Here is a 21,919-nt window from a genome sequence, read left to right as displayed (position 1 = left end):
GGGTGGGGCGCCAGGTGTGGGTGGGGTCGCCAGGTGTGGGTGGGGCGCCAGGTGTGGGTGGGGCGCCAGGTGTGGGTGGGGTCGCCAGGTGTGGGTGGGGCGCCAGGTTTGGGTGGGGTCGCAGAGGAGCGGGCGGAGAGGTGGGTGTCGAAGAGGGTGTCCATGATGCCGCGCAGTTCGAGGGTGACGTCGGCGCGCAGCGGGTAGAGCCCGTTCCGCAGCAGTCCGAACGTCAACGTGCTTGTCGCCTCGACGACCTCCTCGTTCGGGGCGGTGCCGTCGGGGTCGAGTCGGGCCTGCCATTTGCAGGGCTTGGGCGCACAGTAGGTCGGGGGCGAAGCGGATGCCCGCTCCGGGTAGTCCAGTGGTTTCGGGGGTGAGGGCGCCGAGGTCGGTGTCGGCGCGGGCACCGATGTCGGTGGTGGCTCGGAGTCTGGCCCCATCCACCCTGCGTCCCGTCCACCTTGCGTCCCGTCCACCGTGTGCCCCAGCCCTTCGAGGGTCGTCATCACCGCGATGGCCTCGGTGTCGTCGAGGTGACCAAACCGCACCCCGTCCAACGCGGAGGCCAGAATCGCACCGGCCTGAGTTATCACCGCGACCCGGGAGAACACAGGATCCGGGGTGGAGCTGGCGGCGGCGGGCGGGGCGGTGAGGATCATGGCGGCGGTGCCTCTTTCACCCACAATTATAGCCCACACCATCCTACAAGAGAGAAAATCTCAGTTAAGTATGAATTGAACCTCAGAAATATTTTCGAATTTTGTTGCCGCCCATAAGAGCCGTACAAACTCGAACTGGAAATTGAAGAATAGAAGCGTACGCTTTACAGACACGTAGTCGACAGGGAAGCCTCCTACCTCCTCGGGGGCTAAACGCTTTTTGTACCGCAGTCGACACCGTGCCAGCCCTGGTCCCGGTTGGTAGTGCCGGCGATCTTGGGTCGTCGTTCATCCGGGCTGGTCGCCGCCGGGTGACGTGGCCCAGTATGGCGGCTGAACCACCCGAGATCGGCTGTGAAATCATGGATGCATTACTCGACGAACAGATTGTGGAGCAGCTCGACTTTGACTCGCTGTTGCCCTGCGAGGGCGTGCATCACGATCGCGGATTGAGCGGTCACGATCCGGCCGAATCGGGAGGCTACATGGTGATCTCACCGTGCTGTGGCCCCAAGGTGATCCAGTGTTCCTCACGCGTCGACGCCATGCGCGTGTCCGGCGTGTTGTACTGCGGCGCCTGCCAGCACGAGCATCTGACGAGCGAATACCAGTTCGTTCCGCTGCAGCTGTAGGCGGTCACCCACGCACGCAGTTCAAGAGCGGATGCCGCGAGCGGTACTGTCGGTAGGTGCCCTGACGGCGCCGACAGGAGCAGTGTGCGTACCAGGCGGGACCAACTGAGCGGTGCGGGAGCTCAGCTTGCCACCGAGGTCAGCATCAATTTCGGGTCGTCACTGGCGGGACTGCTCATTCCGGTCGTCGGTTCGCCCGCCGTCGTCGCGGCCCGCCAGATCGTCATGGTCATTGTCGTGTTGCCGCTGGCCCGGCCCACGCTGAAAAACCTGAGCTGGAGCCGAAACTGGCCGCCACTGGCCCTCGGCGTCGTGCTCGCCGTCATGAACCTCAGTTTCTACCAAGCCGTCAGCATGCTCGGACTCGGTATCGCGGCGACCATCGAATTTCTCGGACCGTTCGCCCTCGCCCTGGTCACCAGCCGCCGTATCCTGGACTTCGTGTGTGCCGCTGCCGCCGCCGGGGGAGTGTTTCTGCTGACCTGGTCGGACGGCACGCTCGACGTGCTCGGCATCGTGCTCGCGCTCACCGCGGCCGCCTCGTGGTTCTGCTACATTCTGCTGACCCGCCGAGTAGCGACTGAATTCGCCGGCCTCGAGGGCATTTCGATTGCGAGCCTGGTCAGTCTCGTGATCGTCGTTCCGATCGCGCTGTTCACCCTCAATCTGTCGGTCTTCACTTGGGGCGTCGTCGGGCTGCTCCTGCTCGTCGGCGTGGTCTCCTCGGCCTTTCCCTACACGCTCGACACCTACATTTTGCGTCGGATCAGCCCGCGCCTGTATGCGATCATCACGAGCTTCGGCCCCGTGATCGCGGCCGGTTTCGGCGCCCTCGTGCTCGGCGAGACATTCACCCTGCTGCAGCAGAGTGCCATCGTCGTCGTGTGCGTCGCGGCCGGGGCGGCGATCGCGACGCAGCGCGACCGGCCGACGTCCGACCTCGAGCTGACCGCAACTGCGATTTCGTAGGCCGGGCGAATCTGCTCCGCCGGAGCTGGGCATCCGCTCACCGAACGGTGCTCGGCCCACTCGACGCGCAGGCCGAGGTGGGCGGCGAGCAGCGTCGCCAGCAGACTCAACTGGGCGTCGTCGATCGTGGCACCGCGCAGTCCATCGAACCCATGGACGGCCGAGACCTCGCCCCCGCACAGGGTGACGTCTTTGAGCTTGGCCCCGCCGGCATCGAGCGTGACGATGCGGCAGTCGTGCAGTTCGAGTCGCGGCACGGTGGCGCTGCCGAGGTCGAGCTCTTCGATGATGCAGTTGCGGATGAGAACGCCGGCCAGCGTGGCGTTGCGCAGGTTCACGAATCGCGCTTCGAGCCGTTGATGTGCATCGAACGCAGCGTCGCCGGAGCGTAGAAGTGCCCCATCGTTGTCGGCGAGGTTGCGCAGGGTGAGGCGTTCGATGAACGCTTTACGGGTGTTTGCCCTCGCCACCCTCAGGCGAGCGGTTCGAGCACGAAGACAGGAATCTCACGGTCAGTCTTGACCTGGTACGCGGCGTAATCGGGAAACGCCCTCACGGCGCGCTCCCACCAGGCGGCCTTTTCGTTGCCGGTGACCTCGCGGGCGCGCATGTCCCACTTCTGTGTGCCGTCCTGCAGCTCGACCTCGGGGTGCGCCACGACATTCGCGTACCAGACCGGGTTCTTGGGGCTGCCGCCGAGCGAGGCAACGGCGGCATACCGACCGTCGTGCTCGACGCGCATGAGCGGCGCCTTGCGCAGCTTGCCGGACTTCACACCAACGGTCGTCAGGACGATGACAGGCATGCCACGCAGCGTCGTTCCCTCGATACCGCCGGACCTCTCGTACAGGTCGACCTGGTCGCGCACCCATTGGGCGCCGCTTGGTTCGTATTCTCCGATGAGGGGCACACTGGAGCCAACGTCGTGGCCGCCGTGAACATTCCATTTCGGCCGCATGGCCGTTGCCGGCTAGAGCAGATTCCGAGGCCGATGCGGGGCGAACTGGGGTATGTAGCGGCGCAACAGCACGGCGCCGAACAAGCCGAACACCCCCATGGTGCCGCTCGCGATCGACAGCGAGGTGAGCGCGGTGATGCCGGCTACGGCGAGCGGTGCTGCGGCGCTGCCGAAGTCAGCGGTGAACCGCCAGGCCCCGAGGAACGGTGCCGGAGATCGCTGTGGCGCGAGGTCGGCACCGAGCGTCATGAGCAGGCCGCTGCCGATGCCGTTGGCGAGGGCGAGGAACATCGCGACGCCGATGAACCAGCCCACGTTGCTTGGCAGGTCGTGGGTGAACGCGAGGGCGACGTGCCCGAGGCCGAGGCCGATCATCGAGGGTACCGCGCTCCAGATGCGACCGAATCGATCCATGATCTGACCGCTGACGTAGAACAAGACGAAGTCGATACCGCCCGCGATACCGATGATCAGGGCCGTGTCGGGCGCGCTGACCCCGATGCTGACCGCCCAGAGGGGCAGCATGACGGTACGGCTGGCCCGCATCGCGCCCACGAGGGCGGCACCGGTGCCGAGCCGCGCGAGCACGCCGTGGTGGGTGCGGATGGTCGGAAACAGACCCTGCGCGGTGACGGGCGCAGCGGCATCCGTTAGTGCAGTGTTGCCTGCTGCCACTGTCGGTGAAGCGGATGCCGCCGACTCAGCCACGGAGCGTCCCGGAACGATGCGCGTTGGCCCAGCACCCGGCGCAGCGAGGTCGCGGGTGGGATCGGGCAGGATCAGCAGCATCGTGACCGCGAGAACGCAGCACGCGATGAACACCCAGAACGCCGCCTGGGTGCTGCCGGTGAGGTGTATGAGCGCGGCGGACAGAAACGGGCCCACAAACCAGCCGGCTCGAAACACTCCGCCGAGCGTCGACAGGGCGCGTGCCCGGTAGACCAGCGGCACGTAGCTCGTCATGAAGGCGTGCCGGGCGAGGGCGAACACGGCCGTGGCGATGCCAACCAGAAAGATGCCGATACCAAGAGCGAACGGATCGGGAGCCACGAGGCAGATGACCACCGCGCCGATGGTGACGACGGATGCCCAGATCATCGAGTTGCGTTCACCGATGCGGGCTACGACCCAGCCGCTGGGAATGTCGCCGACGAGTTCACCGAGCATGATCATGGCGGCAATCACCCCGGCGATGGCCAGTGTGGCGCCCAGGTCATTGGCGACCAGCGGAATCAGTGGAATGATCGCGCCCTCGCCGACGGAAAACAGCAGGGTGGGCAGAAACGCCGTCAGGGCGATCGATCGCAGATTGAGGGGGCGCGGGGCATTGCTCATCAGAATCGATGCTACGCGAGCCCGGTAGGCTGGACAGAACATGATTGACTTGGATTTCTCAGTACAGATCGCCGCGCTGCGGACCACGTTTGGCGACATCCGCTCGGTGATCGACATAGATCGACTGCGCGCGGACATCGACGACCTCAACGGCGAGGCTGGCATGCCCAATTTGTGGGACGACACCGAGCACGCGCAGAAGGTGACGAGCGACCTCAGTCACCGCCAGTCGCAACTGGCGCGCATTGAGAGCATCGCGACGCGGCTCGATGACCTGGAGATGCTCGTGGATCTGGCCAACGACGGCCAGGGTGACCAGGAACTGGCCGATGAGGCCGGCGTCGAACTGGCGAGTCTGCAGAAATTGCTCGGTGAACTCGAGGTGCAGACGCTACTCAACGGCGAATTCGACGAGCGTAACGCAGTCATCACCATTCGCGCCGGCGCCGGGGGAGTGGATGCCGCTGACTTTGCCGAGATGCTCCTGCGCATGTATCTGCGCTATGCCGAGCAGCACAACTGGCGCACGAGCGTACTCGACATCAGTTACGCCGAAGAGGCCGGCATCAAGAGCGCGACGTTCGAGGTTGACGCCGCCTACGCCTTCGGCACCCTCAGCGTTGAAGCCGGTACCCACCGCCTGGTGCGCATGAGCCCGTTCAACTCGGCCGGAAAACGTCAGACCTCGTTCGCTGCAGTTGAGGTCGTGCCGCTGATCGAGCAGACCGAATCGATCGAGGTGCCCGACGGTGACATTCGCGTCGACGTGTTCCGCTCGAGCGGCCCCGGTGGCCAGTCGGTCAACACGACGGACTCCGCTGTGCGCATCACCCACCTGCCCACCGGCACCGTGGTGAGCTGTCAGAACGAAAAAAGTCAGATCCAGAACCGTGCCGCCGCCATGCGGGTGCTGCAGTCACGACTGTTGGTGCTCGAACGTGAGAAGGAGGCCGCGACCAAGAAAGAACTCGCCGGCAACATCACCGCGAGCTGGGGCGACCAGATGCGCAGCTACGTGCTCGCGCCGTACCAAATGGTCAAGGACCTGCGCACCGAGTACGAGGTGAACAACCCCGGCAACGTCTTTGACGGTGACCTGGACGGATTCATTTCGGCCGGTATCCGCTGGCGCAAGAAGGCACCCGAAGACTAGAGCCGTGCTGACGCTTGCCGCCTGCGAGGCATGTCGCTGTAGGGAAAACGCCTGCGGATGCCTAGGCTCTAAGAGCTATGATCCGTTTTGATCACATAACCAAGAAGTATCCCGGCACCACTCGGCCGGCACTGAACTCGATCGACGTCGAGATTTTGCGAGGTGAATTCGTCTTTCTGGTCGGCGCCTCCGGATCGGGAAAATCGAGCTGCTTGCGGCTCGTGCTCAAGGAGGAGAAGCCGACCAGCGGCAGCATTCACGTGCTCGGCCAGGACCTGCGGTCGATCTCCAACCGCAAGGTGCCCTATTTTCGCCGCAACATGGGCGTCGTCTTTCAGGACTTTCGCCTGTTGCCGAACAAGACCGTGTTCGACAACGTCGCGTTCAGCCTGCAGGTGATCGGCAAGAGTCGCGGCTTCATTCAAGAAGCAGTGCCCGACACCCTGAAGATGGTCGGCCTGGACGAGAAGGCGCAGCGCCTGCCGCACGAACTCTCTGGTGGTGAGCAGCAGCGCGTTGCCATCGCCCGCGCCATCGTGAACAAGCCCCAGATTCTGCTGGCCGACGAGCCCACCGGAAACCTCGACCCCACCACGAGCGCCGAGATCATGTCGCTGCTTGCGAGCATCAACGCCGGCGGTACCACCGTGATCATGGCCACCCACGAGGCCGGCATCGTCGACCAGATGCAGCGTCGCGTGATCGAGCTCGTCAACGGCGAGATCGTACGTGACGAGCGCCAGGGTGGGTACGCCACGGCCTCCATCCCGACCATCCTTCCCGCCGCGTCAGCGGATGCCCCCGCCAGCGACCCAACGCCCGTCGCGTCGGTGTATGCCCGGCTCGCCGCTGCACCTGAACCAGCACTGACGCACCCGTCGGCCCCGGTTCCCGAGACCTCCGTGTCGTTGCATCAGGCTGCGGTCGCTGCGGTCGCCGCGGCGGCTGCACCGGTTTCCACGCCGGATGCCGCTGCGCCAGCCCCGGTCGACGTCCCGCTGGTCGAGGATGCCGCGGCTGAGGACGCCCCAGCCACACCGGTGCCGCCGATGGCACGCCCCGTGCTGCCGGTCACCTCGAACGATGCCCCGGAGCAGCTCACGCTCGCCGAGAAACTCGGCCTGCGGGCGCCGGGGGAGAAACCCGACCAGACGGGCGAGCAAAACGTGGGGCCGACCCGATGAGGCTCGGTCTGGTGCTCTCCGAAGCCGCGAACGGTCTGCGGCGCAACGCCTCGATGGTCGTCTCCGTCGTGCTCGTGACCTTCATCTCGCTGACCTTCGTCGGTGCGGCCATTCTCATGCAGATGCAGATCGGCCAGATGAAGAACTTCTGGTACGACAAAGCGCAGGTCGGTATCTACATGTGCTCCGATATCTCCCCGGGTGAAACCTGCACCGGCGGCGACGCCTCGCCGGAGCAGATCGCCGCGGTCGAGGCTCAGCTCACATCGCCGACCCTCGCGCCGTTCATCGACAACTACTATTTCGAGACGCACGAGCAAGCCTTCGATAACTTCAAGAAGCAGTTCGCCGGCAACCCGGTCGCCGACTATGTCACGGCCGACCAGCTCAATCAAACGTTCTGGGTCAACCTGAAAGACCCGTCCCAGTCCGCGGTGCTCGTGGAGAGTCTGTCGGGAATCGCCGGTGTCGAGAATGTCGCTGACCAGCGAAAATACCTCGATCAGATCTTCTCCGTGCTGAATGTCGCCAGTTACACGGCCATTGGTATTGCCGGGTTGATGCTGATTGCGGCGGCGCTGCTCATTGCCACGACCATTCGCTTGTCAGCGTTCTCCAGACGCCGGGAACTGGGAATTATGCGCTTGGTGGGCGCGAGTAACCGGTTCATTCAGACGCCGTTCATTCTGGAGGGCGTGTTCGCGGCTCTGCTCGGTTCTTTGCTGGCCGGCGGTGCGATCGTGGCGCTCGTGTATTTCTTCGTGCAGGGGTATCTCGGCGCGAGGCTCACCGGCTTCGCCCTGGTCGGCATGGACGATGCGCTTGTCGTGGTGCCGATTCTGCTCGTGGTCGGTGCGGTGCTGGCCGCATTCTCGGCCAACTTCGCGATCACCCGCTACCTCAAGGTCTAATACAAGCGGATGCCGGGGGGCGGCCCGCGCCCTCAGGTTGCCCGGTGCCGCTAGACTGGTGGGCTGCTGAGCAGGCACCCTGCCTGCTCGAGGGCGACATCCGCTTGAAGAAACGAATTGAGGTGAGGTACATGCCCAGGGAACGTGGCGAAAAGGTCGTGGCGACCAATCGCAAGGCCCGACATGACTACCTCATCAGTGACACCTACGAGGCCGGGATGGTCTTGAGCGGCACCGAGGTCAAGTCGTTGCGCGCCGGGCGTGCCACCCTGGTCGACGGCTACGCCTTCATCGAGGGTGGCGAGGCCTGGCTCGACGCGGTGCATATTCCGGAGTATTCCGGCGGGTCCTGGACCAACCACCCCCCACGTCGCAAGCGCAAACTCCTTCTGCACAAGAAGGAGATCGTGAAGATCAGCCACAAGACCAAAGAGGGCGGCTACACGCTCATTCCGCTGCGCATCTACTTCGCCGACGGTCGGGCCAAGGTAGAAATCGCCGTCGCCAAGGGTAAGAAAGAGTACGACAAGCGCCAGACGCTGCGGGAACGCACCGACAAGCGCGAATCGGACCGCGCGATGTCGGCACAGCGACACCTCGGCGATTAGGTAATTATTTTTCCGTTGACGGTAGTTCTGTAGTAGAATTGAGGGCTGCACCGAAAGGTGCAGTTTGGTAACTCAACAGCGTGTGACACGAACCCAGCGCAGGCCCCGCGGCTTGCACTGTGTATGGGGATGATCGGTTTCGACATTGTTTGCGCAATTGTGAGAAGCGGGTCGAGGATGCAGGGTTATCTCGTAAACGATCTCTGCAAAACAATAAGTGCCAATTCAAAGCGCACTGACTTCGCTCTCGCTGCCTAAGCGAAAGCACTAAAGAAGTCCGCCAGACCGGGAATGCTCTCTACCCGGATCCTGACGCCATTTAGAGAGATTGCTTCTACATTGAGCCACGGGGTGTAGAGGGACTTTAACGAAGGCTGGGCCTGTCGGAGTAGATGCCAGTGGCAAATTCCGGGGCCGAGAAAGCGATTTCACTGGATACACCCGTAGAAGGCATATGACCACAGCAGTGGACCGGGGTTCAATTCCCCGCATCTCCACCATCGGTTCTGTCACACGCTGTTTTGTTTGACGTTATTGAGCATCCGCAGATAACTCTGGCCGCCCAAGTGGGCGGCCAGAGTTGTCTGGTCGACTGACAGCATGTGCAATAATATGCGTATGAATGCAGATACGAATTCTGGCACACTTGACCCAGCCGGAGATTACGTCGAGCTGGCCGTCGAGGTCTTCGCGATGCTCGCCGATGCCACGCGCATCCGCATCATTCTTGCCCTGCGCGATACGGAGTTGTCGGTGAACGAGCTCGCCGCTGCGGCCAACAAGTCTCAGGCGGCCGTCTCCCAGCACCTCGCGAAGCTGCGCCTCGGCCGCATTGTGACAACCCGCCGCGAGGGCACGCGCGTGTTCTACCGCCTCGCCAATGAGCATGCCCGCCAGTTGGTCGCTGATGCGATCTTCCAGGCCGAACATGCTCTTGAGGGTATCCCGGCGCATCACCGGCATCCGCTCGCGCAGGTCAGGACCGCCACGGAAGAAGACCCTCGTGCTTGAGGTACTGCGCAATAGAACTTATCGCCGGCTGTTCAGCGCCCAGATCGTGGCGCTCATCGGCACCGGAATGCTTACCGTGGCCCTGGGCCTGCTCGCGTTCGACCTCGCCGGCCTCCATGCCGGCATCGTGCTCGGCATCGCGCTGACCATCAAGATGCTCGCCTATGTCGGCATAGCTCCGGTGGTCTCAGCGCTGACCGTGCACGTGCCGCGCAAGACGTTGATGGTCTCAGCGGACGTTCTGCGCGCGATCGTCGCACTCTCCCTGCCGTTTGTTACCGAGGCGTGGCAGATCTACCTGCTCATCTTCGTGCTGCAGGCGGCCTCGGCCACGTTCACCCCGGCATTCCAGGCCCTCATCCCGGACGTGCTGCCTCAGGAGAGCGACTACACACGAGCCCTGTCGCTGTCCCGATTGGCCTACGACCTCGAGTCGCTGCTGAGCCCGATTCTGGCCGCCGCGCTATTGACCGTGGTCAGCTATCACTCCCTGTTCGTGGGAACCGTGGTCGGGTTCGTGGGCTCAGCCGTGCTCGTGCTCTCGGCCACACTGCCAGCACACCGGGCATCCGGTCCGACGCCCTTTCTGGAACGCCTCACCCGCGGCGCCCGCGTCTTCTGGCACACGCCGGAACTGCGCGCCCTGCTCGCTATGAACATGGTCGTCGCCTCGTCGACCGGCATGGTCATCGTCAACACCGTCGTGCTGGTGCAGAGCCACTTCGGTCGCGCCCAGTCCGACTTCGCGATCGCCCTGGCCTGCTACGGATTCGGTTCGATGCTCGTCGCGCTCGCGCTGCCGAGGCTGCTGGACCGCTGTGCCGACCGTCGCGTCATGCTGCTCGGTTGTGTTGTGCTGCCGGTCGGGCTTGGCGCCCTGGCCCTTGTTGTTGTCATGCCGGCGACGGCCATGACCTGGTCGGCTCTGCTCGTGATCTGGTTCGTGCTCGGCGCTGCTACAGCGCTGATCCTGACGCCGTCGGCCCGGTTGTTGCGCCGCTGCTCCGACGAGACGAACCGGCCCGCCGTCTTCGCCGTGCAGTTCTCGCTGTCCCACGCCTGCTTCGCCCTGACCTACCCCCTGGCCGGTGTGCTCGGTGCCCTGCTCGGCCTGGCACCGACGGCCCTCGTGCTGGCCGTGATCGGAGTGATGGCGACAGCCATTGCCGCTCGTGCCTGGACCGGGGTCAGCCCGGCACAGCGGCACGAAGTCACCGTCACCGTCACCGCCTGATCGTGCGGAGGGCCTGCGACCACATAGATGTGAACGGAAGGGGCGGGTCAGCAGAGGCGAATGCCGATCGCAGTGCGGATTCGGTCGCGCTGGCCGCCGGAGTGCACGATGAACTCGCCGTCGACACTGAGTTGGCTGGCGTGGCAGCGCAGGGCCGTCACGACGGTATCGCGCTGGGCCTTGAGGTCGAACCATTCCGCATCCGCTGTGGGGGTATCGAGAATCTCTGCGTAGGGAATCGTGAGCGTGCGGCTGGCAGCGAGCGCGGCGTCGTGCACACGAACATGGTCGGGATGCCCGTAGCCGCCGGCGGCGTCGTAGCTGATGACGAGGTTTGGTTGCACGTGCTGGAGAACGGCCACGAGGTCGTTGGTGACTTCGGCCAGCGGCGCCCGGGCGAGGGCATCCGTTTCAGAATCGGGTGCCGGACCGGCCAGACCAGGGCGGATCCACTCCATGCCGGAGTCGCGGTAGCGGCGCGGGGGGAGTCCGGGCGCACGGGCCGGAGTTTCGCCCAGCCAGAAGCCCGCCTTGACCCCGAGGGTCGCGGCGGCGCGGTCGAGTTCGCCTTCGCGCTCCTCGGCCAGGGCCGGGCTGCCGGCGAGCGCTGAGAGTGGCCCGGCGACGACTTCTCCACGCTCACCTCGGGTGGCAGTGACCAGGCTGACCCGGATGCTGCGGCTCGCGAGATACGCGATGAGGCCGCCGGTGCTGATGGTCTCGTCGTCGGGGTGCGCGTGCACGAGCAGAACAGACGTGACGGAGTCAAGAATGCTCATGCCTCGATCAACTTCTGGCCGTTGGGGGCCGGCGGCGGGTCGGGGTCGACGAGGTCGTCGTGGTGGATGGCGTCGACGCGGGTGTGCAGCGGCTCGCCGCTGCCGCCCCACTGCAGCGAGATGATCTCGGCGGCGATCGAAACCGCGGTCTCTTCGGGCGTACGCGAGCCGAGGTCGAGGCCGATCGGGCTGCGCAGCCGGGCCAGCTCCGCGTCGGTCACACCGACTTCGCGCAGCCGCTCCAGCCGGTCGAGGTGGGTGCGACGCGACCCCATTGCGCCGATGTAGGCCACGGGCGGGCCGTGCAGGGCGGCTTCGAGCAGGGGAACGTCGAATTTCGGGTCATGGGTGAGCACACAGATGACCGTGCGGGGGCCGATGAGCCCGCCGGCGATCTGTTCGCGCAGGTAGCGGTCGGGCCAGCTCACGACGACCTCGTCGACGCCGGGAAACCGGGCGGCGGTCGCGAACACGCCGCGGGCGTCGCAGACCGTGACGCGGTAGCCCAGAAAGGTGCCGAGCCGGGCCAGGGCGGTGGCGAAATCGATCGCACCGAAGACGAGCAGGCGTGGCCGTGGCGCGTAGCTCGCGAAGAACACCCGCATGCCTTCGCCGCGCCGCTCGCCGTCGGGACCGTAGGTCAGGGTCGTGTTGCGACCGGCTGCGAGCAAGCCCTGGGTGTCGTCGCCGATGGCGCTGTTGGCGCGGTCCGATCCGAGGTCGCCCTCGAATCCGTGCGGCCGCACCACGAGGTGTCGGCCGAGCCAGCTGGCATCCGCATGTTCGATGATCGTGGCTACGCCCACCGGGCGGCCGGCGGCCACGTCGTCGTGCACCCCCTCGAGCAGGGCAAAGGTATCGCGGGAGACGGGTTCGATGAAGACGTCAAGAATGCCACCGCAGGTGAGCCCAACGGCGAACGCATCGTCGTCGCTGATGCCGTAGCGCACCAGCACCGGCACGCCGTCCTCGGCAACCTGGGTAGCCAGTTCGTAGACGGCGCCCTCGACGCAGCCGCCCGAGACCGAGCCGGCCACGGTGCCGTCGGCGCTGACCAGCATGGAGGTGCCGGCCGGGCTTGGCGCGGACTGGAAGGTGCGCACGACCGTGGCCAGGCCCGCCGTGGCGCCGTTCTGCCAGCCGGTAAAGAGGGTATCCAGAATTTCACGCATGTCGGTGTCCCTTCTGTCGTCGCCGCGTTTGGTCAGCGGCCAGACGCGCGTCGACCGATTCGGTATGCGATGAAGGCTACCGTGGCCAGCAGGCCCAGAAGGTTCACCGGGTCACTCAGCTGGTCGGCGATGACGCCCTTGACCAGGCTCATTGCGTCGAGGGTCGGCGCCGCGGCCGGTGTGGAGCGGTGCCCTGGGTCACGCCGTCGGTTTCGACCAGCACGAGTGTGACCATTGCCTGGGTGGTGCCTTGCCCTCGGGTTTCTTGCGCCTTGCCGGAGATCACGGCGCGGTGCACCTCGGTGTCGCGCTCGTCGACAGTCATCCGGCCACAGTACTGCATGGTCAGCGGGCCGAGCTTGACCTTCATGTCCACCTGATAGTTGTCGTCGGAGAGCTTGTTCAGAATCTGTGCGCCCGGCACGTAGAAGGCGACGCGTTCGACGTCCATCGGGATGTCCACACCGTGGCGACGGGGGCGATAACGGTGAAGGTGCTGTCGAGTTGCATCAGGGTGTCCTCTGGTGGGTGGTCTGCGGGTCGTGTGTGGCGTCGCGATAAATGGTCGAGGCGTGGTGAAACCGTGCCGAGCGGATGCCGACGGGTCACCGCGAATGGCGGCCGTCTGCGCGAGCGCCGGGTCGGGGTCGCGCAGGGCGAGTTGGCGGTTCAGCCGGGTGCGGTGCGGGGAGAACATAAAGGCTTCGGCTCGGGTTTCGGAGCCGATGGCCGGGGGAGCGTTCGGATCGCCGCGGCGTCGCGCCGGGTCGAGCCGACCGTCAAACACGGCGCGTAACACCGCGTTGAAGCGGACGAGGTGTTGCTGCCCGGAGACGAAAACGACCGGGCAGAGCGAGCCGCCGATGGTGCCGTGGTTGCGCACGATCGGGTCGGCAATGAGGCGTTCGGCCTCGGTGATGATGGGGAACAGGCGTCTGACGTCGTCGGATTCGAGCAAAGTGCTGTGCCTTGTCATAGCGCTGATGCGCAAAAACCCGGCCGTCGACGAGTAGATGGTCGAGCTCGAACAGGCCGTTGATGACGCTGAGCCAGTCGTGGCGGGCGCGCCGCAGCTTGCTCCCCGCACCCAGCCGGAGTCAAACATCACCCCGGTGCTTGGTCAGGGGCGGCGGTTCCAAGACTTCCAGAATTTCGATTCCGCTCGTTCGGCTTTCTGCTGCTCCAGGGCGTGCAGGCGGCCGTAGCTGAACGTGTTTTCACCGTGCAGGTAGGCGTCGACCGCGCCCCGGCGACGCAAGCGCTCGCGAGCGATGACACTGTCGTGCTGGTCGCCGAGAATGGTCTGCAGTTTCTGGGCGAAACGCGTCACTCGGGCAGATCGCTTGTGGCTGATCGGATGCGCCGTCTCGGCGGCGTACCGCAGCCGCTTTGCGCGCTTGCGGGTCGTGTGAAGGGCCGCGTCGCGCTCCGGCCCCGGCACGGTTGTTCTGGCCTGGCGAACCGCCCGGCGCAGCTTCGTCCACTCCTTCATGACCAGCGCGGGAACAAGCACGCGGGCATCCTGACCTGCTACGGGAGTGAATGACGGCGAAGCGACGAGGGTATCCAGGGCGTCAAGCAGTCGAAAGTAGCGGTGGCTGTCGAGGGCTGTCAGAAGCGTGTGCTCGGCGGTGTCGGCATTCGTTTCGGAGCGGGTTTCGAGGCGTTCGCGAATGGGGCCGAGCAGCAGAGCCGGGGGCTCGCGGTCGAGCAGACCAGCGAGGCGCCGCTGCAGTACCTCCTCGTCGCGGGAGCCACCGAGCACGGCGGCGAGCCAGCCGAGTTCGGTGCGGAGGTGGTGCACGACGGTCGGGTCGACGAGGGAACGATAGGTGGCCAGCACCGAGCGCATCCGGCGGGTGGCGACGCGCATGGCGTGCACGGAGCCGGCCGTGTGCTGGCGAATCTGCAGGTCCTCTCGGCGAATGACGTTGATCTGGTCGCTCAGGCTGGCCAGCAGCACGTTCCCGGCCGGGCCACCCGGGGTTGGGCGATGCCGGTTCGCCGTGGGGGCTGCCGGGAACCGGTCGCCGAGGGCGCGCGCCAGTTTCGAGGCGTGCTGTGACACGAGGATGCCGGCGCTCGCGAGCACAGATTGCCCCGCGTCGAGCAGGTCCTCCGGTCCGTCGACGAGCTCGATCTCCCATTCGCGCCAGGCCACGGAAGCCGGTTCGTGAATGAGCCGTTCGGCCTGCACTCGGTCGTCGCAGAGCACGGCGAGGGTTTCGCCTCCCGCACCGATCAGGGCGTGCACCACCCGGGTGGTATGCAGACGTGCGACGGGAACGAGTGGTGCGTCGCGTACGTAGACCCGCACGAGCTGCGCGAGCGACTCGGGTACGGCATCCGCTTCGCCCTGCTTGTGCACGCCGCGCGGGGCGTGAATTTCGCGGCGATGACCGACATCGATTGGCAGTTTCAGGTGCCACCCGGCATCGTCGCCGCCGGTGCGTCGGCGCAGGGTGATCTTTGCGCTGCCAAGAACGAGGTTGCTCGTGTCGAAATAGACGGCCTCGAGGTCGTGTGTCACCGGCTCCGCGACGGCCTGCACGCCGGGTAAGTCGTTCAACCGCGGCAACAGTGTCAGCTCGTCGACGTCAAACTTGCGTTCCATCTCAACACCACCGTTAGAGTCCACGATTCAGCCTAGCGCGGGCGTACCCGGGCCAGGCTGAATCGTTGCGCGTTGCGCGTTGCGCGTTGCGCGTTGCGCGTCAGGCGTTCGCGAGCCACAGGTCGGGGCCGAATACCTCGTAGTGGATGCGGTCGGCCGGCACCCCGGAGGCGAGCGCCTGCGAGCGGATCGAGCGCATGAACGGCAGCGGGCCGCAGAGATAGACCGACGCGTCGTCAGGAATGGTCACGTTGTCAAGTGACATGAATCCGTCGTGGATTCCCTTGCCGGATGACGGCGTTTCCAACCACAGTTCGAGCTCGGCCGCCTCGAGTTCGGCGACGTCCTCGCGCATCTGGTCGCGCAACGCCCAGCGCTCGAGAGTGCTCTCAGCGTGCAGCACGAGCACCTCACGCGTGGAATTCGACTCGGCGAGGGAGCGCAGAATCGACGCGCTCGGGGTGCAGCCGATGCCGGCCGAGGCGAGCACGAGTGGTCCATCGCCCTCGGCGAGGGTGACGTCGCCGCAGGGGTTCGACAGAATGAGCTGGTCGCCGACCTGCACGTCGCGGTGCAGCGCGGGGGAGACCTCGCCGTCAGCGTCGAGCCTCGTCGTGAAGACGCGGGTGTCGGTGCCCGTGCCGGACGACAGCGAATACTGGCGAACCTGATGAATACCGTCGGGCATCGTGACGGTCACGCCAACGTACTGGCCGGCGCGGGAGGCAGAAACAGGGGTGTCATCGGCGGGCACGAGGGTGAAGGTGAAGGCGTCGATACCGGCCTTCTCCTTGGCGATGACTGTCCACGGGGCGAGCGGCTTGTCGCTCGCGAGACCGGCGTAGAGGTGGTTTTCGAGCTTGATCAGGGCGTGCGCCATGAGCCAGTACACGTCGGTCCAGGCGGCGGCGATATCGGCGGTGATGACGTCGCTCAGCTCATCGGCGATGGCCTCGAACAGGTACTTGTAGACGATGTCGTACTGCTCAGGAACGATGCCGAGCGAGACGTGCTTGTGCGCGATGCGACCGAGCATGATTTCGGGGGCGCTGTCGGGGTTCTGCACGAGGTGCGCGGCGAACATGGCGATACTGCCGGCGAGGGCCTGCTGCTGCGTGCCGTTCTTCTGGTTGGAACGGCTGAACAACCCGTCAAACAGTTCGGGGTGGGCGGTGAGCATGCGGTGATAGAAGTTCTTCGCGATCTCGGGCATCCGCTCGCCGACCAGCGGCAGGGTGGCTTCGATGAGGGGGAGGGACTGGGGCGAAAGCATGAATACTCCTTCTGCATAACCGACACCCGGTTGTGGGGGCCTTCAGCAAAAGTAGCATTTGAAATACCAATTACGCGGATAATTTCTACAAGTCGTAGAAATTAGGGACTTTAGTCCTACCGCACCAAACCCAGCGGGGCGAGCACCGGTCCATCCGGTTTTCCGTGCGGGAGAGTGGAGATGACCAGGTCATCCAGCTCGCGGTAGAAGGATTCCCGGGCTCGGCGCAGGGCGCCGCGGAGGCCGCATCCGCTGAGCAACGGGCACGGACCACTAAGCGTGTCGCAGGCGGCGAGGTCGGTGCGCGTGTCGAGTTGGCGCAGGAGCGCCCCGACAGTGGCCTCGCGACCGAGCGCGCTGATGCGCACGCCGCCGCTCCGCCCTCGAATGGCCTCAACCAGGCCGAGCTGCCGTAGCCGCAACAGCGCCTTGCTCACGTGGTTGTAGGGCGTGCCCACCTCGGCGGCGACCACTCTCGATGTGAATGTCATGCTCTCCGGCGCCGCACACAGCAGCATGACGACCCGCAGACAGACGTCGGAAAAAGCGTTGATTCTCATGCCTTAACTGTAGATGCGCCAGTCTCAGCGCAGATATAAGAGAGAATGGGGCAAGTGAACACTGAGTCGGAGACGCTGTTTGAGGTAATCCGCTTTGTGGACCTGGCCGGTGTACTCGCCAATGCCATTCTCGGCGGGGTCGCAGCACGCACCGCACGCCTCGACATTGTCGGTTTCGTGGTGCTCGCGATCATGAGCGGGCTCGGCGGCGGAGTGATTCGCGACACCCTGCTGCAGCAGGGCAGCCCGGCAGCGCTGATCGACCCGGCGTACCTGATCTGCGCCATCCTCGGCGGGGTCATCGCCTTCTTCGTCACCTTCAACGGCCGCTGGACCCGGCGCGTGCTGCTGCTCCTCGATGCGCTCGCCGTGGGTTGCTGGTCGGCGGTGGGCGCGCAGAAAGCGCTCGAGGCCGGCCTCGGCTGGCTGCCCGCCATTCTGCTCGGCATTATCACGGCGGTCGGCGGTGGCATGGTGCGCGACATCATGTTGCTCAAGGTGCCGACAATTTTCGGCGGCAATACGCTCTATGCCACGAGCGCGCTGCTCGCGAGCACCGAGATGGTCATTCTGAGTCAGCTCGGTTTCGTGGCGATTGGCACCGGGGTTGCCATTCTCAGTGGCGCCGGCCTGTCGCTGCTGGCCAAACGCTACGGATGGATTCTTCCGACCGGCTACGCGCTGCGCATTCCCCAGCCGATTCTGCTGCTGAACCCCCGGGCTTGGCGTCAGCGACGCCTCGACGCGCGGAATGCCCGCAACGTCGTGAATCCCGATGATCCGGGTGCCACGGTCTGACCGGCACATTGGTCCAACCCGCACGTTGGTTTACCCCGCACGTGGTCTGCTCGGCGTCCCGTCAAGCGGATGCCTGGCTATGCCGGGTTCAGCACGGCCAGTGTCGCGTCGTGCAACAGGCCGTTGGTGGCGAGGGCGCTGCCATGCCAGGGGCCGGGCTGGCCGTCGACCGAGGTGAACCGGCCGCCGGCCTCCTGCACGATGGGGGCGAGCGCCGCCATGTCGTAGGGCTGCAGGTCGAATTCGCCGGCAATGTCGAGGTGGCCCTCGGCGAGCAGCATGTACGACCACATGTCGCCGTAGGCTCGGGTGCGCCAGACCTGACGGGAGAGATCCACGAGCTCGTTGAGGTGCCCGGCACTGTCCCACTGCTGCAGACTGCCATAGCTGATGGATGCCTCGGCGAGGGTGTCGACGCCGGAGACGGCGAGGCGCTCGGGGGAGGCGCCCGGGGTGCGCTCATCGCTCGACCAGGCGCCGGCTCCGACGGATGCCCACCAGCGCTTGCCGAGGGCCGGTGCGCTCACGACGCCCACGACGGGAACGCCGTCCACGGCGAGGGCAATGAGTGTGGCCCAGATCGGGAGGCCGCGCATGAAGCCTGCGGTGCCGTCGATTGGATCGATGATCCACTGGCGCGTCGTCGAACCAACCGTGCCGAACTCCTCGCCGAGAATGCCGTCGTCGGGGCGCTGTTCGGCGAGCACGCCGCGGACGGCCCGCTCGACGGCCTGGTCGGCATCCGTCACCGGGGTGCGGTCGGGTTTAGTGGTTACGACGAGGTCGAGAGCGGTGAACCGCGCTCGGGAGATCGCGTCGGCTGTATCGGCGAGCTCCAGGGCGAGTTTGAGGTCGTCGGCGAGGGAATGAATTCGAGGCTCAGTCACCCTGTCAAGAATAGTAATGCTGGGCGTCGGCGCGCGCCACGCGCGGTTTGTCGGTTCGATTGGCGGGGAGCCCTTTCATGGTGTTAGGGTTACACGTTGCCGCGGGTTGGTTCGCGGCCGAAAACGCACCTCTAGCTCAATTGGCAGAGCAACTGACTCTTAATCAGTGGGTTCCCGGTTCAAGTCCGGGGGGGTGCACCAATGCAACAGAAAAATAAAGCCCGACCAGCGTAAACACTCAGAACGGGCCTTCTGCTCGTCTCCGGAAATAACACTGAATTCTCCCGGTTCACCGCCTATTATCATCCAGTAAACGTGGACTTTGGTGGGGATCAACGAGTATTCAAACTGCGAAACTCAGCAGCCCTGCAGCGGGGCAACGAGTTGTCGGGGAAGTCCTGCGCTCGGCCGGCCCACGCGAACTTGGCGGCGACCTCACGAACGTCGGGGGTTTCAGTGACGCGCTGCACATACGCGCGGATGGTCGTCGAAAGTTCCGGTTGCCCCAAAAGAAGCGAAGCGGCTTCCTGTCTCTGGTGGGGACGAGTTTGATCTATACGGGCCCTGCCGGGGCGACGTGGAAGTTCATCCCGGTGTCGGGCTCCACGACGGCGTTCACGTCGCCGGCCGGGTTCAAGCAGGTCTTGGTGAAGTCGAGCACGACGTATACGTTGACGGATCTGACGACTCGTCAGGTCGTCACGTTCGATGTGAATGGGGACGCTACGTCGGTGGCCGATCGGAACGTGAATATCACGTCGATTCTCCGCACCTCGGGGGTGCCGACGTCCGTCGTATCTACGGCCGGCCCGGTAGGCGCCCGGACGGCCGCTCTCAGCTATGACGCCGGTGCGCTGTCGCTCTCGGTGACGCAGAGCGCGAACCAGTACAACACCCGCACGGTGACCTACACCAAGGACTCGAGTTCGAACTTGACGTCTTTCGTCGATGCGGCTGGGAATATCACCGCGTTTGGGTACGCTGGCACCGATCTGACCCGGATCACCGGCCCGTCGGGGGCGGTGACGACGATCAGCTACAGCGGGACGACGCACATGGTCTCCACGATCAACCAGCAGAACACGACGGCCGGGTCGCCCGGCACGTCCACGACACGTCTGACCTACCCGTCGACGTCGCAGACCCTCGTCGCGGGGCCCAACACCGACCCGGCAGTCGCCGTCGGGGCGGGGGCGCACACCACGTATTCGATCAACCCGACCCAGGACTTGGTCTTGCAGGCGACCGATCCGATGGGACGTGTGCGGTCCAAGACGTATACCGGCAACTCGGACACCCTGACGGCGACGGTCGGGGCCACCGGCGCCCCCGGCCCCGGCACGACGAGCGGCACGTATGGTGCCAACGGCGGGAACTCCCTGACGAAGGTGCAGTCCCCGGGGGGAGCATCATCGTCGACGACGTATAACACGGCGGCGAACACGGCCTACCTTCCGGCTACGGCGACGGATGCCGACGGGAATCAGAGCCTCCTGACCTACAACGGTGCCGGCAACCCGCTCACCAGCGCGGACGCAACCGGTGCGGTGGCCGCGGTAACGCCCAACATGGACGGCACCGTGGCGACGGCGACCGGTCCGGGCAACGGCAGCAACAACACCGTCTACACCTATAACGGAAACCATCAGCTGGCCACGGTCACCCCGGTGACCGGGTCCAGCCTCGGGGTGAAAACGTATACCTATGACCCGTATGGCCGGGTCGCCTCCCAGACCGATGGGCGGGGAAACACGACCCGGTACAGCTACGACCAGGATGATCGCCTGCTCAGTGTTGCTCTGGCGGATGGCTCGGCAACGGTGACGAATACCTTCGACGCGGTCGGGAATCTGACCCGGAGTATCAGCCCGACCGGGACGATCACCAACACGTTCGACCAGCTCAATCGTCAACTCACGACTGCCAACACGGCTGGCGGTTCCGAGACGTACACCTACGACAAGGCCTCCAACGAGGCCACGTCCGCCGATTCGTTCGGGACCTACACGAACACGTTTGATGCGTCCGGTGTGCTCACGAGCACTCAGTATCCCAAGTCGGGGGCGTATCAGTTCACTCGGTATGCGACCGATGCTCAAGGACGGCGCACCGATACGTGGTTGCAGTCCACGAACCCAAACAACTCCTCCTGGGCGGGCCACCAGATCACCAGCTATGATCCCTCCGGCCGCGTCGCCCGGCTGACCTCGTCGACGAACACGGGTACGGCTGCCGCGCCGAACATCGCGGTCGTTTTCGACACCACCTATTGCTACAACTCCGCTTCAGCCGCCCCGACGTGTGGCACCGCCACGGCCACCGACCGCTCCAAACTGCGGTGGTCTCTGGACTCCCTCACTGGCCAGGCCACGACGTATGCCTACGACACGGCGGGCCGGGTCAGCCAGGTCGCCCAATCGGGCAGTTCTGGAGGCAATAGCACCTTTACTTTCAGCTACGATGCTCGAGGTAACCGGCTCAGCCAAGTCGTGACCGGCGCTGCGACGTCCTCGCAAACGCTGACGTATAACGCGGCAAACCAGATCACCACCGCCGGGTACACCTACGACGGCGCGGGGAACCTCACCGCTACCCCGACAGCTGCCTATACGTATAACGGGTTTCAACAGATGACCAGCGCCACCACCAACGGTGTCACCTCGACCTACATCTACGCGGGCGCCGACCAGAAAGCCGTCCTGACCGAAAGCACTCCCACCCGCACCTACTCGATCGGCTACGGCAAGAACGATGCCCAGGGTAACCCCGAGGTCACCACATACACCGTCAACGGCAACGGCGCTCATGTGTATAGCGACCCGATTACAGGGCAAGCGCTCATGCTGACCACCTCAACAGGTATCAGTGGCATCTACGTCTGGGACGGCCTTGGCAACCCCGTCGGACTAATCGTTGACTTCGCCAGCAACGTCTTCTCCTACAGCTACGACCCCTACGGCGCGCAAGTCCTCACCGCCGGCGGAACCGGAAACGGCTCCGCACAAAACCCCTACACGTTCAAAGCCGGCATCCAAGACTGGGCTGCTGCGGGGATTTCGGACAGCGGAATTAGTGGATTCGTCTACGCTGCCAGGGCTGGCTGCTGATAACCATAGTGGACTTCGTTGGGCCGTCGGTAACCGAGCGCTGAGTGCCGGCGACGGCTGTTGTAAAACCCC

At 65.0% G+C, this 21,919-nt stretch carries 20 protein-coding genes, 1 tRNA gene, 1 other RNA gene and 1 pseudogene; 13 read left to right on the top strand and 10 right to left on the bottom strand.

Features of this window, described 5'->3' with window-relative positions; translation table 11 throughout:
* A pseudogene (locus LH475_RS03585) lies at positions 1–686 on the bottom strand (hypothetical protein); the annotation flags it as partial.
* Positions 687–988: 302 nt separating this feature from the next.
* Between LH475_RS03585 and LH475_RS03580 the strand changes: the two are divergent.
* The 3 genes from LH475_RS03580 to LH475_RS03570 all read left to right on the top strand — a co-directional run bounded on the left by LH475_RS03580 (position 989) and on the right by LH475_RS03570 (position 2,655).
* On the top strand, positions 989–1,294 hold the full coding sequence (locus LH475_RS03580) for a hypothetical protein (protein WP_196844500.1): 306 nt from the start codon (positions 989–991) through the stop codon (positions 1,292–1,294).
* Between the two features lie 84 nt (positions 1,295–1,378).
* Positions 1,379–2,263: an EamA family transporter gene (locus LH475_RS03575; protein ID WP_196844499.1), complete on the top strand. Its 885-nt coding sequence runs from the start codon at positions 1,379–1,381 to the stop codon at positions 2,261–2,263.
* 47 nt (positions 2,264–2,310) lie between these two features.
* Positions 2,311–2,655, top strand: a complete 345-nt coding sequence (locus LH475_RS03570) for a hypothetical protein (protein WP_196844498.1) — start codon at positions 2,311–2,313, stop codon at positions 2,653–2,655.
* 80 nt (positions 2,656–2,735) lie between these two features.
* Here LH475_RS03570 and LH475_RS03565 read toward each other — a convergent pair whose 3' ends face one another.
* Positions 2,736–3,173: a nitroreductase family deazaflavin-dependent oxidoreductase gene (locus LH475_RS03565; RefSeq protein ID WP_196844497.1), complete on the bottom strand. Its 438-nt coding sequence runs from the start codon at positions 3,171–3,173 to the stop codon at positions 2,736–2,738.
* Between the two features lie 60 nt (positions 3,174–3,233).
* Positions 3,234–4,556: an MFS transporter gene (locus LH475_RS03560; protein WP_196844496.1), complete on the bottom strand. Its 1,323-nt coding sequence runs from the start codon at positions 4,554–4,556 to the stop codon at positions 3,234–3,236.
* 40 nt (positions 4,557–4,596) lie between these two features.
* Between LH475_RS03560 and prfB the strand changes: the two genes are divergently transcribed.
* The 7 genes from prfB to LH475_RS03525 all read left to right on the top strand — a co-directional run bounded on the left by prfB (position 4,597) and on the right by LH475_RS03525 (position 10,657).
* Positions 4,597–5,709, top strand: a complete 1,113-nt coding sequence (gene prfB / locus LH475_RS03555; RefSeq protein WP_196844495.1) for a peptide chain release factor 2 — start codon at positions 4,597–4,599, stop codon at positions 5,707–5,709.
* Between the two features lie 77 nt (positions 5,710–5,786).
* Positions 5,787–6,893 (top strand): cell division ATP-binding protein FtsE, encoded by a 1,107-nt coding sequence (gene ftsE / locus LH475_RS03550; RefSeq protein ID WP_196844494.1) that lies wholly within the window; start codon positions 5,787–5,789, stop codon positions 6,891–6,893.
* The gene (gene ftsX, locus LH475_RS03545) at positions 6,890–7,804 is read left to right on the top strand and encodes a permease-like cell division protein FtsX (RefSeq protein WP_196844493.1); all 915 of its coding nucleotides are present in this window, start codon (positions 6,890–6,892) and stop codon (positions 7,802–7,804) included. The genes ftsE and ftsX overlap by 4 nt, the downstream gene beginning before the upstream one ends.
* A 131-nt stretch (positions 7,805–7,935) precedes the next feature.
* Positions 7,936–8,412: an SsrA-binding protein SmpB gene (gene smpB / locus LH475_RS03540; RefSeq protein ID WP_092108491.1), complete on the top strand. Its 477-nt coding sequence runs from the start codon at positions 7,936–7,938 to the stop codon at positions 8,410–8,412.
* A gap of 125 nt (positions 8,413–8,537) precedes the next feature.
* Positions 8,538–8,912, top strand: a transfer-messenger RNA (tmRNA) gene (ssrA, locus tag LH475_RS03535).
* Positions 8,913–9,030: 118 nt separating this feature from the next.
* Positions 9,031–9,423, top strand: a complete 393-nt coding sequence (locus LH475_RS03530; RefSeq protein ID WP_196844492.1) for a metalloregulator ArsR/SmtB family transcription factor — start codon at positions 9,031–9,033, stop codon at positions 9,421–9,423.
* A complete protein-coding gene (locus LH475_RS03525) occupies positions 9,416–10,657 on the top strand; it encodes an MFS transporter (RefSeq protein ID WP_196844491.1) in 1,242 nt (413 codons plus the stop codon). Before LH475_RS03530 ends, LH475_RS03525 begins: the two co-directional genes overlap by 8 nt.
* Before the next feature lie 47 nt (positions 10,658–10,704).
* On the opposite strand, the gene LH475_RS03520 is transcribed toward LH475_RS03525, so the two are convergent.
* The 6 genes from LH475_RS03520 to LH475_RS03495 all read right to left on the bottom strand — a co-directional run bounded on the left by LH475_RS03520 (position 10,705) and on the right by LH475_RS03495 (position 17,055).
* Entirely contained in the window at positions 10,705–11,436 is a 732-nt protein-coding gene (locus LH475_RS03520; protein ID WP_297412883.1) for a PIG-L family deacetylase, read from the bottom strand.
* Positions 11,433–12,608, bottom strand: coding sequence for an XdhC/CoxI family protein (locus tag LH475_RS03515; RefSeq protein ID WP_196844489.1), 1,176 nt, complete (start codon positions 12,606–12,608; stop codon positions 11,433–11,435). The genes LH475_RS03520 and LH475_RS03515 overlap by 4 nt, the downstream gene beginning before the upstream one ends.
* Positions 12,609–12,756: 148 nt before the next feature.
* On the bottom strand, positions 12,757–13,584 hold the full coding sequence (locus LH475_RS03510; RefSeq protein ID WP_297412882.1) for an FAD binding domain-containing protein: 828 nt from the start codon (positions 13,582–13,584) through the stop codon (positions 12,757–12,759).
* Positions 13,585–13,728: 144 nt separating this feature from the next.
* A complete protein-coding gene (locus tag LH475_RS03505) occupies positions 13,729–15,246 on the bottom strand; it encodes a CYTH and CHAD domain-containing protein (RefSeq protein WP_297412881.1) in 1,518 nt (505 codons plus the stop codon).
* A 76-nt stretch (positions 15,247–15,322) separates the two neighbouring features.
* On the bottom strand, positions 15,323–16,495 hold the full coding sequence (locus LH475_RS03500; RefSeq protein ID WP_196844487.1) for a globin domain-containing protein: 1,173 nt from the start codon (positions 16,493–16,495) through the stop codon (positions 15,323–15,325).
* 116 nt (positions 16,496–16,611) lie between these two features.
* The gene (locus LH475_RS03495) at positions 16,612–17,055 is read right to left on the bottom strand and encodes an Rrf2 family transcriptional regulator (protein WP_196844486.1); all 444 of its coding nucleotides are present in this window, start codon (positions 17,053–17,055) and stop codon (positions 16,612–16,614) included.
* A gap of 54 nt (positions 17,056–17,109) precedes the next feature.
* On the opposite strand from LH475_RS03495, the gene LH475_RS03490 reads away from it, so the two are divergent.
* On the top strand, positions 17,110–17,853 hold the full coding sequence (locus LH475_RS03490) for a TRIC cation channel family protein (RefSeq protein WP_297412880.1): 744 nt from the start codon (positions 17,110–17,112) through the stop codon (positions 17,851–17,853).
* A gap of 77 nt (positions 17,854–17,930) precedes the next feature.
* Here LH475_RS03490 and LH475_RS03485 read toward each other — a convergent pair whose 3' ends face one another.
* On the bottom strand, positions 17,931–18,740 hold the full coding sequence (locus LH475_RS03485; RefSeq protein ID WP_196844484.1) for an inositol monophosphatase family protein: 810 nt from the start codon (positions 18,738–18,740) through the stop codon (positions 17,931–17,933).
* Between the two features lie 125 nt (positions 18,741–18,865).
* On the opposite strand from LH475_RS03485, the gene LH475_RS03480 reads away from it, so the two are divergent.
* A tRNA-Lys gene (locus tag LH475_RS03480) sits at positions 18,866–18,941 on the top strand.
* 347 nt (positions 18,942–19,288) lie between these two features.
* The gene (locus tag LH475_RS03475) at positions 19,289–21,847 is read left to right on the top strand and encodes a hypothetical protein (RefSeq protein ID WP_297412879.1); all 2,559 of its coding nucleotides are present in this window, start codon (positions 19,289–19,291) and stop codon (positions 21,845–21,847) included.
* Positions 21,848–21,919 lie beyond the last annotated feature (72 nt).

It is taken from the genome of Cryobacterium sp. (genome assembly GCF_026786305.1).
In the GTDB taxonomy this organism is placed as follows: domain Bacteria; phylum Actinomycetota; class Actinomycetes; order Actinomycetales; family Microbacteriaceae; genus Cryobacterium.
Note: the sequence above shows the minus strand (reverse complement) of the source record. Positions and strands in the feature narration are given on the sequence as shown.